The organism is Nocardia vulneris (genome assembly GCF_001613425.1).
Taxonomy (GTDB): Bacteria; Actinomycetota; Actinomycetes; order Mycobacteriales; family Mycobacteriaceae; genus Nocardia; species Nocardia vulneris.
In genome coordinates, this window is the sequence record NZ_BDCI01000008.1 from 61,665 (window position 1) to 74,302 (window position 12,638).

At 68.3% G+C, this 12,638-nt stretch carries 12 protein-coding genes; 6 read left to right on the forward strand and 6 right to left on the reverse strand.

The window, feature by feature from the left end:
* Window positions 1-99 precede the first annotated feature (99 nt).
* Window positions 100-1,890 carry a putative bifunctional diguanylate cyclase/phosphodiesterase gene (locus NVU01S_RS11570; RefSeq protein ID WP_244467486.1) on the forward strand — a complete coding sequence of 597 codons (1,791 nt, stop codon included), beginning with the start codon at window positions 100-102 and terminating at the stop codon, window positions 1,888-1,890.
* A gap of 237 nt (window positions 1,891-2,127) precedes the next feature.
* Window positions 2,128-3,387, forward strand: coding sequence for an MFS transporter (locus NVU01S_RS11575; RefSeq protein WP_043679395.1), 1,260 nt, complete (start codon window positions 2,128-2,130; stop codon window positions 3,385-3,387).
* Here the strand turns inward: NVU01S_RS11575 and NVU01S_RS11580 are convergent.
* On the reverse strand, window positions 3,377-3,973 hold the full coding sequence (locus tag NVU01S_RS11580) for a TetR/AcrR family transcriptional regulator (RefSeq protein WP_043679398.1): 597 nt from the start codon (window positions 3,971-3,973) through the stop codon (window positions 3,377-3,379). The genes NVU01S_RS11575 and NVU01S_RS11580 overlap by 11 nt on opposite strands.
* Window positions 3,974-4,062: 89 nt before the next feature.
* Between NVU01S_RS11580 and NVU01S_RS11585 the strand changes: the two genes are divergently transcribed.
* Window positions 4,063-4,557, forward strand: coding sequence for a nitroreductase family deazaflavin-dependent oxidoreductase (locus NVU01S_RS11585; RefSeq protein WP_043679401.1), 495 nt, complete (start codon window positions 4,063-4,065; stop codon window positions 4,555-4,557).
* Between the two features lie 22 nt (window positions 4,558-4,579).
* On the opposite strand, the gene NVU01S_RS11590 is transcribed toward NVU01S_RS11585, so the two are convergent.
* Window positions 4,580-5,227: a TetR/AcrR family transcriptional regulator gene (locus NVU01S_RS11590; protein WP_043679404.1), complete on the reverse strand. Its 648-nt coding sequence runs from the start codon at window positions 5,225-5,227 to the stop codon at window positions 4,580-4,582.
* Window positions 5,228-5,333: 106 nt separating this feature from the next.
* Here NVU01S_RS11590 and NVU01S_RS11595 point away from each other — a divergent pair, with 106 nt between their 5' ends.
* A complete protein-coding gene (locus NVU01S_RS11595) occupies window positions 5,334-6,584 on the forward strand; it encodes an oxygenase MpaB family protein (protein ID WP_043679407.1) in 1,251 nt (416 codons plus the stop codon).
* A gap of 208 nt (window positions 6,585-6,792) precedes the next feature.
* Here the strand turns inward: NVU01S_RS11595 and NVU01S_RS11600 are convergent, their stop codons facing one another.
* The 4 genes from NVU01S_RS11600 to NVU01S_RS11615 all read right to left on the reverse strand — a co-directional run bounded on the left by NVU01S_RS11600 (window position 6,793) and on the right by NVU01S_RS11615 (window position 10,898).
* Window positions 6,793-7,560, reverse strand: coding sequence for a class I SAM-dependent methyltransferase (locus NVU01S_RS11600; protein ID WP_043679410.1), 768 nt, complete (start codon window positions 7,558-7,560; stop codon window positions 6,793-6,795).
* The gene (locus NVU01S_RS11605; RefSeq protein ID WP_043679413.1) at window positions 7,557-8,396 is read right to left on the reverse strand and encodes an LLM class flavin-dependent oxidoreductase; all 840 of its coding nucleotides are present in this window, start codon (window positions 8,394-8,396) and stop codon (window positions 7,557-7,559) included. Before NVU01S_RS11605 ends, NVU01S_RS11600 begins: the two co-directional genes overlap by 4 nt.
* A gap of 62 nt (window positions 8,397-8,458) precedes the next feature.
* Window positions 8,459-9,994, reverse strand: a complete 1,536-nt coding sequence (locus NVU01S_RS11610; protein ID WP_043679458.1) for a Rieske 2Fe-2S domain-containing protein — start codon at window positions 9,992-9,994, stop codon at window positions 8,459-8,461.
* A gap of 109 nt (window positions 9,995-10,103) precedes the next feature.
* Complete coding sequence (locus tag NVU01S_RS11615) at window positions 10,104-10,898, reverse strand: hypothetical protein (RefSeq protein WP_244467487.1); 795 nt, start codon at window positions 10,896-10,898, stop codon at window positions 10,104-10,106.
* A gap of 222 nt (window positions 10,899-11,120) precedes the next feature.
* Between NVU01S_RS11615 and NVU01S_RS11620 the strand changes: the two genes are divergently transcribed.
* Window positions 11,121-11,867, forward strand: a complete 747-nt coding sequence (locus tag NVU01S_RS11620) for a lysophospholipid acyltransferase family protein (protein WP_042262543.1) — start codon at window positions 11,121-11,123, stop codon at window positions 11,865-11,867.
* 16 nt (window positions 11,868-11,883) lie between these two features.
* A complete protein-coding gene (locus NVU01S_RS11625) occupies window positions 11,884-12,627 on the forward strand; it encodes a lysophospholipid acyltransferase family protein (RefSeq protein WP_043679419.1) in 744 nt (247 codons plus the stop codon).
* Window positions 12,628-12,638: the final 11 nt, after the last annotated feature.

The following is a 12,638-nucleotide window of genomic DNA, read 5'->3' on the forward strand; positions in this document are numbered from 1 at the left end:
TTCGTTGTGTCTAGGCTGTTCCCCGTGCGAGGAATCGGGGCGCGCGGCGATACCCGAACCCGGGTGCGGGCGGCATCGGCGCTGGCGACAGCTATGGTCATGGCTCGGACCACCGGGGCGTTCTACGTCATGGGTGGTGTGCTGGGTCTGCTGATTACTGCGATCGCCCCGGGCGACGAGGGTAATCGGCCGTTGGTGGGCACGGCTGCGGCGATCGCGCTGGCGCTCGGACTCACCCTGCTCGCCTGGGGCCCGCGGCTGCCGCACTCGATCCATCACATGTACGTCGCGATCGCGACCGTGCTGGTGACGATCGCGGTCTATGCCTTCCCGAACACCGTCGGCGCCATCAGTCTCGCCGCGTTCTACGTCTTCATCGCCTGCGACGCCGCGCTGTTCTTCGCGTGGTCGTATGCCGCCTCGCACATCGCCTTCGCGCTGGTCCTATGTCTGTGGGTGCTGCCGGCGCGCCCCGTCGAGCCGGGCCTGCCGTGGTGGTCCGGGCTCATCCCGGCGGGCGTGACGCTCGGTGTCGGCATCGTCGTCGGGATCCTCACCCGGATGGCGTCGGAAGCCGATATCGACGTGCTCACCGGACTTTTGAACCGCCGCGGTTTCGATCGGGCGCTCAACTCCGCGATCGAGCAGGCCTCGCGCACCGGTCAGGGCCTGGCCCTCGTGCTCGTCGACCTGGACCGGTTTCAGAAGATCAACGATCACCTCGGCCATCGCGCGGGCGACGCCGTGCTGCAGCGCGTCGCCGACACGTGGTCGAAACTGCTTGCGCCGGAACAGCGTCTGGCCCGCTACGGCGGCGACGCGTTCGCGTTGCTGTTGCCGAACACCACCGAGCAGGCGGCCATCCTGCTCACCGAGCAGCTGCGCGCCGCGGTGACCACCGGGTGCTCGGCGGGCGTGACCTCCTGGCAGCCGGGCGAATCCGGCTCGCTGCTGGTCAGTCGCGCGGATGTCGGCCTGTACCGGGCCAAGCAGGCGGGCCGCAACCGGACCGTGCTCGAATCGTCGCGGCAACTGCCGCTCGCGGTGGAATTGCGCGAGGCGATCGACCGCGGCGCCCTCGACGTGCACTACCAGCCGATCGTCAGCCTCACCGAGGGCGGCGGCAAAGCGGTCGGCGTCGAGGCCTTGCTGCGCTGGTCGTCGAGCGCGCAACCCGACGTCACCACCGAGGGCCTGATCCGCGTCGCCGAGGAATACGACCTCATCTCCGATCTGGACGAGCTGGTGTTGCGCCGCGCGTGCGCCGATGCCGCCCGGTTGCAGGACACCTTCGCGCAACTCGACCTCACGCTGAACGTCAACGTGAGCGGGCTCGAACTGGCCGAAGCCGGCTACGCCGACCGGGTCGCCGGCATCCTCGCGGGTACCGGCTGGCCCGCCCACCAGCTCGTGCTCGAGGTGACCGAGAGCGAACTCGCCGCCGAATCGCAGACCGCCATCGCGAACCTGCACACCCTGCGCGAGCGGGGCGTGCGCATCGCCATCGACGATTTCGGCACCGGCTATTCCTCGCTCAGCCGGCTCGCCACGCTGCCCAGCGACATCCTCAAGGTCGACCAGTCCTTCGTCGCCGCGATCCGCTCCGACTCGCCCGCGCCGCCGCTGCTCGGCGTGATCGCCGCGCTGAGCAGCGCCCTCGATCTGCAGGTCATCGCCGAAGGCGTGGAAACCGAGTACCAGGCCGCGGTGCTCACCGAACTCGGCTTCGCGCTCGCCCAGGGCTACCACTACAGCGACTCGCATCCGGTCGCCGAACTGATCAGCGACCTCAACGAGAACCAGGGGCGGGTCGGTCCCGGTACGCATGATCGCGAACTCGGCAACGGGGATTCCATGCACGCCGCCAACGGATGGTTGCCGCTCGGCTGAGCAGCGGTCGGGTTGCCGCTGGAGGTCGGCCACGGCTGAACCGACGCGAGGCCGCCCAGATCCGTAGCAGGCGCCGGGTCTACGCCGCGTCGGAGTGTGGATAATCCGGTTGACCCGGCTCGAGCGGATGCCCATGCTGGGGGCATGCGTTTGCTCGTCTATGGCTGTTGATCTGTCCGGACGGTGCTGGCCCGGCTGACGGGTAGCACCGGAACAGTTCGTTCCCTCGCGGTTCGCGTGGTGCTCTTCAAGGGCATCGGTGAGCTGATTCCGTTCTATGCGGTGTACGCCCTGCTGTTCGCCGAGCACGGGCTGAGCACGGGGCAGATCTCGTCGCTGTTCGCGATCTGGTCGGTCACCGCGTTCCTGCTCGAGGTGCCCTCGGGCGCGTGGGCCGATACCGTCTCGCGCCGGGCGCTGCTCGTCCTCAGCGGTGTCCTGCTGACCGCCGGCTTCGCTCTCTGGACCCTGGTCCCGACCTACTTCGGCTTCGCCTCGGGATTCGTATTGTGGGGCGCGGCAGGCGCTTTGGCGTCCGGCACCTTCGAAGCGCTGCTGTACGACGACCTGGTCGTGCGCGGCGCGCAGTCGGCTTATCCGCGCCTGCTCGGCTACACCCGTGCCGCGTCGGAAACCGCCATCGTCATCGGCATCGTCGCCGCCACCCCGCTCTATCTCTGGGGTGGTTATGCCCTGATCGGTTGGTCCAGCGTAGGTTTCGCCGCCCTGCACACCCTGCTCGCCTTCGCTCTCCCCAGCGCCCCCAAATCCGTCTCCGCCGCGGACATCGAGGAACTGGAAGACGAGGCGGGCGAGGAGGTTTCGTGCCCACCCAGATCGGTGGACCACGCCACGAGCCCGTTCGCGCGTTACCTCGACATGCTGAAAACCGGTGTGGGGGAGTCCGTTCGGGTGCGGGCGGTGCGCAACGGCGTGTTCCTCGGGGCGCTGCTGTTCGGCGTGACGGCGTTCGACGAGTATTTCGCGTTGCTGGCCGAGGCGGTCGGCGTCACCACGGCGGTGGTGCCGTTGCTGGTGGGTCTCACGGTCGTCGGCTCGTTGGTCGGCTCGCTGCTGGCCGGGCGCACCGAAGGGATGTCGGCGCGCACGATGGCTTACGCAGTCGGCGCCGGGGGATTCTTGTTCGTCGGTGGTGCCCTGGTCACCGGCCTGGCCGAGCAGCATCCGGGTGCCGTGTATCTACTTGCCGGCCTTGGGTTCACGGCCATCGGCCTGTCCTACGGCCTCGTGTACAACGCGGGCATCGTCGCCGCGGCCCGGCTCCAGGACGCCATCGAGGGGCCGGCACGCGCCACCGTCACCTCGGTCTCCGGTCTGCTCGGTGAGGTCGTCGCCCTCGCGGTCTTCGCCTTCGCCGCCCTGGCCACCACCGTGTGCTCCCTCCCGGTAGCCGTCGCCCTCCTGGGTGCGACCCTCCTGCCCATGGCCCTCGCCACCCCCGCCTGGCTCCCGCCGAAGCCCGCACTCACTGAATGAGAGGTTCCCGGTGCTCGGCCCGCAGCCCGTCGAGGGAGATGCGCAGCAGCCGCTGCCACCTGTCCGGGTTGTCTTCGCCGGTGATCTGGACGGCGTGTCCCAGCGAAACCAGCAGGAGCAGCAGATCATCGGTGGTCACGCCGGGTCGCAGCACCTCGGTGGCCCGGGCGCGGAGTTGCTCGATGACGAGACGAAGCTGCTCGATGCCCTCGAGGTCGGGGTCCGTCCACGTGAGCGCGAAGTTCTCCACGATCGCGCGGTGCCGGGCGTAGCCGGTGAGGGCCTGCTGATAGAAGTCGGTCAGTGCGGTCCAGGGGTCCGTGGCGTCGATCGCCGTTTGCCGAGCGGATTCCGCCCATGTGGTGAAGTCCCGGCGCAGTACCGCGTGCACGAGGTCTTCCTTTTTCGGGAAGTGCCGGTAGAGCGTGCCCATGCCCACCCCGCTGCGGCGGGCGATCTCGCGGACGTCCACCGCCGTGCCGTGTTCGGCCAGCACCGCCGAAGCCGTCTCGACGATCGCCTCCCGGTTACGGATCGCGTCCACCCGGGGTGCGCGGCGTCGGCTGACGCTGTCCGGTGCTGCCATCCGGTCAGCATATCGCCTTATGTGGAGCATCTGCTCCGGTACGTGCTAGCTTAGCGGAGCAAGTGCTCCGGATAGCGAAGTGAGATGTCATGTCCGATCAGTCCACCCCCGATATCAACGACTGGAACGCCCGAATAATCGCCGAGGTCCGGGCGAGCGGCGGGTTTGCCATGTGGAGTAGCGAGGCCGAATTCGCCGCGGGCCGCCCGGTCCCGCCCCGCATCCCGGGCTTCGGTGACCACCGCGGCATGCCGCTCATCCTGGTCCACCACACCGGCGCCAAGACCGGACGTGCCCGGATCAGCCCGCTGTTCTATCTGCCGGTCGGCGACAGCTGGGCCGTCTTCGGCACGCACGGCGGCAGCCCGCACCACCCGGCCTGGTACCGCAACCTCATGGCCGCTCCGCAGGTCACTGTCGAAGCGGGCACGGAAACGGTGTCCGCCGTTGCCCGGCTTGCCGAAGGGGATGAGCGCGCGCAGATCTGGGCCGAACAGACAGCGCTCGTGCCGAAGTTCGCCGATTTCGAGATCGCCTCTGGCAGACAGATTCCGGTCGTCCTGCTGGAACGCGCCACCGGTTAGAGCAGTTCAGGGCGAGCAATCCTCACTGTGTGAGCGGTGCGCCGATCAAATGCTCTGCGGTGAGCAGGAATTGGTCGGTGGAGCGGTCGATGAGGTCGGCGCGGGAGATGGGGAGCGTGCCCGACAGCCAGCTGTTGGTGGTTTCCCAGAGGCCGCCGAGCAGGTGGGTGGCCGCGAATTCGGCTTGGTCTCCGGCGTTTTCGACGATCTCCGCGCCGACCTCGGCGGCGCACACCGCCAGCATGATGCCCGCGAAGGAACGCATCACCTCGGCGCGGCGCTGCAGTAGCGCCGGGTTCAGCTGGGCTTCGACCGTGACGATGCGCGCCTTGCGTGGGTTGTCGGCGATCAGGTCGACGGCGGCGCCGATGGCGGCCCGGGTCTTGGCGCGGATATCGGCCGGGGTGGTGACGAACCCGGCGACCACAGCCTGGCCGATCTCGTCGACGATGCGCTCGAACAGCTCGCTGAACACGGTGTCGAGGTCGGTGAAGTTCTCGTAGTAGTACCGCTCGGACAGCTTGGCCCGGGTGCACAGCCCGGAGACGGTCAGTTTGGCGAAACCCGAGGTGCCGATGATGTCCTGCGCGGCGTCGAGCAGGGCCGCGCGACGCCGCGCGCGCCGCTGTTCGATCGGCACGCCGCCGTAAGACCGCGAGGTGGTAGCCACCGCACCATTCTGGCATACATCCTTGCCAGATATTCGATTTTGTGGGACGGTCTTGTCAGAATGTGCTCGACCCCGAGCCGAACCTCGATCCGACGAGTGAAGTGCAATGGCGCATGACAACCAGAAGCTGCCGACTCCGCAGTTGTTCACGGAGTTCCCGTTCAAATACGCGGTGCCGGTGCTGGCGCCCGGCGATCTGAGCTGCACCGCCGCCCAACGTGATTCGTTCCGTCGCTTCGCGCAGGCCGGTGATTCGCTCGCGGACGACGTGGTCGCGATGTTCAAACGGCTGCCCGTCGGTGAAGGGCGCCGGATGTTCGAGATCGCGGTGGAACGCGGTATCGACGCGGTGCCGGACGCGCCCGCGGAACTGGCCGCCTTCTTTGCGCAGGTGGAAGCGGACCCGTACTGGCTGGACCGGGACAAGATCGACCGCGGGGCCCGGGTGGTCGGGCGCACCAGCGTCTGGGGTGGCATCGCGATGGGCATGTTCGCGCTGATGGGCGGCTATCTCGCGTCGCGCGCGGACAAGACCCTCGTCGGCACCGGCGATCTCGATGCGATGGCGCCGCGCCGGCTCGCCGAAACCACCCAGTGGTGGCTGGACGTGACGACGCCGGGCGGGCTGGCGCGCAACGCCGTCGGCTACAAGAGCGTGCTGCGGGTCCGATTGATGCACGCGCTGGTGCGGGCGGGCATGAACCGCAGGCCCGACTGGGACTACGACGCGTGGGATCACCCGGTCAACCAGGTGCTCACCGTCGGCACCCTCGGCCTGTTCTCGATGGCGAATCTGGTCGGCGCACAGGCACTCGGCCTGCGTTTCTCGCCCAGGGAGAAGGACGCGGTCTTCCAGCTGTGGCGCTACGTCGGGTTCCTGCTCGGTATCGATCAGGAAATCCTGCCGACCTGTGAGACCGATACCTGGCGCGCGTTCTGGATTCTCGCCGACACCGAATTCATCCCCGACGCCGATTCCCAGCGCCTGGCCCAGGCGCTGATTCCCGCGGCGGGCGGTCTGTTCATCGACAACACCACCGCGCCGCGCCGGGCGGTCCGTGCCGTGCTGACCAGCTACATGGTGGCCTACAGCCGGATCATCCTGGGCCGCAGCAACGCCGATTTCCTCGGTCTCCCCGACAGCCGCTTCTTCCAGAGCGCGGTGCTGGCAACCGCCGTCGTGAACGGCGCGCTGGAGGTGCCCCGCCGATTCCTGCCCGGCGCCACCCGCTTCAGCGAAAACCTCGGCGCCCGCGTCCGCACCCGCCTCGTCCGCGGTTCCATCGCCCGCAACGGCGGCGACCGCACCTACGCCCGCCACGACACCTACGCCCGCCCCGCACTCCGCGCCGGGTAAGGATCGCCCCGACGGACTTCGGCGATACCGCAGAGGCGGACGAGCCCGCTTGCTGCCACGCCAGGCCGATTCCGGCTGGCCCCGAGCCGCACCCGCGGCCACGTCTAACCTTCCCGCGCACATTTCGTCTTCCCGCGCGCGTGTCAGCCGACGGACACGCGCGCGGGACGACGAAATGTGCGCGGCAGGTCAACAGGACTTCGCGCGCTCACCGACTGCGGCGAGCCTGCACGATCCAGGCACGGGAGTCGAAGTAGACGCCGGTTTCGGTGTGGTGGGCGTCGAGGGTGGCGGTCAGTCGGGCGCGGGCTTGTTCGGCGGCGTCGGGTTCCAGGGCGGCGAGCAGGTCTTTGACTTCCCACAGGCGGAGCACAGTGTCCAAGGCGGTGGTGGTGTCGGGACCGTAGTAGACGGGTTCGTGCACGTCGGTGAAGGTGAGGTCGGTGTATCCGGCGGCCTGCAGAATGCCTTCGGTCACGGTCGGATCGCCGAGGGCGAACGCGTCCGGACCGCCGGGCGGAGCCGGTGTGCTGGTGAGGGATTCGCGGATCGCGGTGGCCCATTCATTGCGCGCCCGCTGCTGCCAGACGAGCAGCACCATCCGCGCGCCGGGACGTAGGGCGCGTCCGATATTGGTGAACGCGGCGACCGGGTCGGGAAAGAACATCGTGCCGAATCTGCTGATACACACGTCGAAATGCGCTGGAGGGAAGGGATGCACCTGGGCGTCGGCCAATTGGTAGGTGACGTTGGTGCAGCCCTGCTCGTCGCTGATCCGACGGGCTTGTTCGAGCATCGGCGCGGAGAGATCGACACCCAGCACGCTGTCGGCGGCACGCGCGGCTTCCCGCGTGGACTGTCCTGTCCCGCAACCGATATCGAGGACGCGCTCGCCCGCGCCGACGCGGGCGGCGGCACGGAAGTGTTCGTTGTGCCGCCGCAATTCCGCGTCGTAGTCGAACAACTCCGGCATCATCGACCCCTTTCCGGATCCACCGGCCCGTCGCGCAGTACGCCCCGCACCTGGTCGAGTGTCACTGTGTCCGGCTCGAATTCCGCCAGCCACCACGTGGCGCCCGCCGCGGCATAGGGCGCCGAGTCGGTGCCGGCCGGGAGCGCGACCGCGATGTCGTACGGCGTCGCCGGATCGGCACGCAGACCGGTGAGCGTGCCGACGATCTCGGCGACCTGATCCGGGTGTCCGAGGTTGACCGGGAAGAATCCGTCGAGCCGGGCGGCGCGCCGCAGCGGCGCGACCTTCCCCGGGAATCCCGCGGCCCACACCGGCACACCGGGCCGCTGCACCGGCCTGGGCAGGAACGAGACGTCATCGACGGTGTAGTGCGGTCCATGGTGTCGCACCGGCTCGCCCGACCAGGCCGCGGCGAGAATCGCCAGCGACTCGTCGAGCATCTGCGCGCGCCGCCGATCGTCGAGTTCCTCGCCGGTCGCGCGCAATTCGTCGCCGAACCGATTACTGCCGAGGCCGACGCCGAGCGTGAGACGACCGCCGCCGAGCTGGTCCAGTGTCGCGGTCTCCTTGGCGACCTTGGCCGGGCGGCGGCGGGCGAGCGGGGTGACCATCGGCCCGAACCGCAGGCGTTCGGTGGCGGTGGCGATCGCGGCCAGGGTGATCCACGGGTCGGCCGCCTGCTGGACCGGTGCCTGCCAGCGCAGATGGTCCCACACGAACACGCCGTGCCAGCCGGCTTCCTCGGCCTCGGCAGCCAGTCGCGCGACCACGACCGGGTCCGCGAGTTCATCGAACAGCGGCAGCCAGAGGGCGGACCGGAAGACGTCGTCGTCGTGCATGACGCAACGCTAGACCGGGGACGTCGGCCCTGAAAGCAGTAGTTTTCCGGGCAGCCCGGCGGTCAGAGCTTGCGCGAACGCAATTCGTGCCCCTTGGACGTCTTGCACCGTCCCGATTCCAGGTCCCACTGCCAGCCGTGCAGATTGCAGGTGAGGGTATTGCCTTCCACCACACCGAATTTCGAGAGATCGGCCTTCAGGTGCGGGCACCGCCGTTGCACTTCCCAGCCGTCCAGCTCGGTGGATGCGGAATCGTCATGCGCCTCGGAGAACCAGCCGTCGGCGTAGGCGATGCGCTCGTCGGTGAGGCATTTGAAGAAGGTGTAGAGGAATTCGTTGTAGCCGCCGATCCGCCACGCCTGGAAGCGGGTGGACAGGAAGATCGTGTTCACCCAGTCCGGTTCCCGGTCCCGCAGCACGGTGCGCACCAGGTCCGGCGCGATCCGGAAACCGTAGCGGTACTTGCCTTCTCCCTCGATCGGCCCGCGCACCACCCGCTTGGGGAAGTCCAGCACCACCGTCTCGTCGCCGAGCACCAGCCCGACGGGGTAACCGATGCCGTCGCAGATCAGATCGCTCTGCGCCATGATCGGCTCGAACAGCGCCCGCAGCGGCTCCAGCAGCGGCTCGTTATTCGTTGCCCAGGAAGCCTTTTCGGCCGCCAGCACCGGCGCGAGGCGCTGCGCCATCAGCTCGATGTACTCGGCCTTGTTGTCGTAGATCAGGCCCGGCTCGAACGGATGGGTGAGCTCGAGCTCGCGCCCGCGCACGTCGGCGACCGAGCCGGGGATCATCAGGATCCCGCCCTCGTTGCCGTGGATGCGCATCTGCTCCAGGAACACCATCTGGTCCGGAAAGATGTTGCCTTCGTCGCCACGGTCGTCGTTCAGGTAGCGCAGTTCGTCGTCGAGGAACACCGGCGGACCGGCGGACGGCACCACCCAGGTCGCGCCGACCTGCTCGATGTAGCTGCGGCAGCGATCCATGCCGCGCTGACGCTTCTGCTTGCCGAAATTCGCCTTGGTGCGGTTCGGGATGTCGTAGACCATCGGGTACCAGATCGCGCCCGAGTACTGCAGCAGGTGGATATCGATGTGCCCGAACGCGTCGTGCAGCACGTCCATGTCCACGGGGCGGGCGTCGTTCATGTTGAAACAGGTGGTCTCGCCGTCGGAGACGACCAGTCCGGAATCGCCGATCGGGCCGTCGGCGGGTGCGCGCAGCGCGATGATCATGATGTCGATAGCACCGCCCGGCCCGGTGACCGTGTGCTTGACCGAATCCTCGGTCTCGAAGAACTTGGTGAAGCCCAGCTTCTCCAACTCGCGCTTCAGATCCGGCACCGGGTAGTCCGGCAGCAGTACGGTCGCGTCCTTGTTGACGTGCTCGGCCAGGTTCTTCGCGTCGAAGTGGTCGCGGTGCAGATGCGAGACGTAGAGGAAATCGCAGTTGCCCAGCTCGTCCCAGTCCAGCTGGGTGTTGTCGGGGAAGGGGAACCACGAACCGAAGTAGGCCGGATTGACCCACGGATCGCAAAGGATCGACCCGGCCGCGGTGCGGATGTGGAATCCGGCGTGTCCGACGCTGGTGATCTGCACGAGCTGCTCCTCCTGAAGCGTTGCCAGCCATCCAGGGTAATGGCTGCGCCGAGCGGCCCGGTCGGCGGCCGCCGTGGTCCCGCGACGCGTGACCACGGCGGTGCGCGCGCTACGACGAAACGTCGCCGATGCAGTAGCCCTGCGGTCCCGCCAGCACCGTGAAGGTACGTGTCTGGGTCACACCGGACGAATTCGTCACGGGTACGTCGACGGCGAGGTAGTCCCCGCGTAGCGCCTTGGAGCTGATCTCCTGATCCGCGAACTTGGTCGCCCCGGTCAGTTTGCCCGGGTTGTTCGCCAGCGGTGCGGCGACCGGCTTACCGGTGCCGCTGGGATCCCAGGCGGCGGGCGTGGCCTTGCACACCAGCGGATAGGTGCCTTCCTGGTCGGCCGGATCCAGCGGCTTGCCGACGAATCGGGCCAGGTAGCGCCGCACGGTGTGCCTGGCGTCGGCGTCGTTGTACTCGATCTCCTGCCCGCCGGTGGCCACCCGCGGGCAGGCGTACTCGGTGTCCAGTGCGGCGCGTTCGACGGTGACCGTGGTGCTCCGGTTCTGCCAGGTGATGCCGTCCGGGGTCGCGGTGCCCGGCTGCGCGAGCGCGGCGAGAACGGCCTGCTCGTTGCCGTACATGTCGGCGACATTGCGCGGCGCGATCGTCCAGCATTTGGCTTTCAGCTGCTCGACGGTGCTGGTCGGCAGGTCGTCGGCCCAGCGCTGCACGGCTTGCGGCAGTTCGCGCACCGTGCCCGAGGTGGGGGCGACCACCGCCGGGGTGGTCGTCGCCGGCGCAGTGGTCGGCACCGCGGCCGCCGGGGTGCCGGCCGCGGCGACCGCGCTCGGCGCGTCATCCTGCGGGATGCCGACCGTGGAGTCACAGCCCGCGAGGGCGAAGGCGCTGGTCACGGCTAATCCGCCGAGCACGGCACGGCGGGCTGCCCGCCGCACTACCTGCTGCGCTGATTCCTGTTCGCGTCCACACAGTTTCGGTAGGGCGCTGTCCACTTCGACGATCCTCTTCTCTGCCTCCGGCGGCGGGCCGTTCGGGGTCTGTGCCACACCGGGTGCGGCCCACATCGTGATGGCGCACTGCCGGATGGGACAGTCTGCGACTACGCTAGCGGAATTGTGGAACCCGTCTACCGCACGATCATCGGCCTGGCCCGAACCGTCTTCTTCGTCGAGGGGCTGAAGTTCACCGTCAAGGGCGATGAACATATCCCCGCGCAGGGTGGTGCCGTGCTCGCGGTCAACCACACCGGCTATATGGACTTCACCTACGCGGGGCTGCCGGTGCGCACGCCCAAGCGCTACATCCGGTTCATGGCCAAGAAAGAGGTCTTCGACGACAAGATCTCCGGCCCGATCATGCGCGCGCTCAAGCACATTCCGGTGGACCGGGGCGCGGGCGCCGACTCCTACAAGGCCGCGGTCGAGTACCTGCAACGTGGTGAACTCGTCGGGGTCTATCCGGAGGCGACGATCAGCCGCAGCTTCGAGATCAAGGAGTTCAAGTCCGGTGCCGCGCGCATGGCGCTGGAGGCGGACGTGCCGATCATCCCGATCGTCATCTGGGGCGCGCAGCGGGTGTGGACCAAGGGCTTCCCGAAGCGTCTGGGTCGCACCAACACCCCGATCTCCATCGCGGTCGGCGCACCCATCGCGCCGTTCGAGCCCGCCGCGGAACTGACCGCGAAACTGCGTGCGACCATGCAGGAAATGCTGCTCGACCTGCAAAAGGACTACGTGCACGAGCCGGGCGCGTACTGGGTCCCGGCCCGGCTCGGCGGTAGCGCTCCTACCCTGGAAGAGGCCGACGCGCTCGACGCCGCCGAGGCCGCGGAAAAGGCCGCACGCAAGAAGTCGGCCTCGTAGCAGCGGAGAGTTTCGGATGGCGCGGGAACCGGTTTACGACCTACTCACCGGCCTGGTCCGCACCATATTCCTGGTGCAGGGCCTGCGGATCGATATCGCCGGCCAGGAGCACATCCCGCAGGCCGGCGGGGCCGTGCTGGCCGTGAACCACACCGCGTACCTGGACTTCATGGAGGTGGGGCTGGTCGGCCGCAAGTCCGGCCGCAACGTCCGATACATGATGAAGGCCGAGCTGGAACACGGCATCGTCGGCTTTCTGATGAAGCACTGCAAGGCCATCGGGGTGGACCGCACCGCGGGCGCCGAATCCTATGGCCGCGCGGTGCAGGCGCTGCGCGACGGCGAACTGGTCGTGGTCTATCCCGAGGCCACCATCAGCCGCAGCTTCGAGTTGAAGGAATTCAAGTCCGGGGCCGCGCGCATGGCGATCGAGGCGGACGTGCCGATCGTCCCGGTGGTGATCTGGGGCGCCCACCGGGTGTGGACCAAGGACATCCCGAAAAAGCTGGGCCGCCACAACTTTCCGATCAACATCCGGGTCGGCTCGCCCATCCCCGCCGCAGAACCCGCCGAAACCCTCACCGCCACCCTGCGCACCGCGATGTCCACCCTGCTCACCCAGGCCCAGCACGACTATCCGATGGAGCCCGGCGCCCGCTGGGTCCCCGCCCGCCTCGGCGGCACCGCCCCCACCCTCGACCAGGCCGCCATCCTCGAACAGGAAGAACTCGCCCGCCGCCGCGCCGCCCGCGACCACTGATCCATCGCGTG

What these genes read in the sequence shown, in the direction of transcription:
- NVU01S_RS11580 (WP_043679398.1), bottom strand. Translation starts at nt 3,973, where the DNA reads ATGGCAGCACCGGACAGCGTCAGCCGACGCCGCGCACCCCGGGTGGAC.
- NVU01S_RS11625 (WP_043679419.1), top strand. Translation starts at nt 11,884, where the DNA reads ATGGCGCGGGAACCGGTTTACGACCTACTCACCGGCCTGGTCCGCACC.
- NVU01S_RS11585 (WP_043679401.1), top strand. Translation starts at nt 4,063, where the DNA reads ATGTCCGATCAGTCCACCCCCGATATCAACGACTGGAACGCCCGAATA.
- NVU01S_RS11600 (WP_043679410.1), bottom strand. Translation starts at nt 7,560, where the DNA reads ATGATGCCGGAGTTGTTCGACTACGACGCGGAATTGCGGCGGCACAAC.
- NVU01S_RS11570 (WP_244467486.1), top strand. Translation starts at nt 100, where the DNA reads ATGGCTCGGACCACCGGGGCGTTCTACGTCATGGGTGGTGTGCTGGGT.
- NVU01S_RS11605 (WP_043679413.1), bottom strand. Translation starts at nt 8,396, where the DNA reads ATGCACGACGACGACGTCTTCCGGTCCGCCCTCTGGCTGCCGCTGTTC.
- NVU01S_RS11595 (WP_043679407.1), top strand. Translation starts at nt 5,334, where the DNA reads ATGGCGCATGACAACCAGAAGCTGCCGACTCCGCAGTTGTTCACGGAG.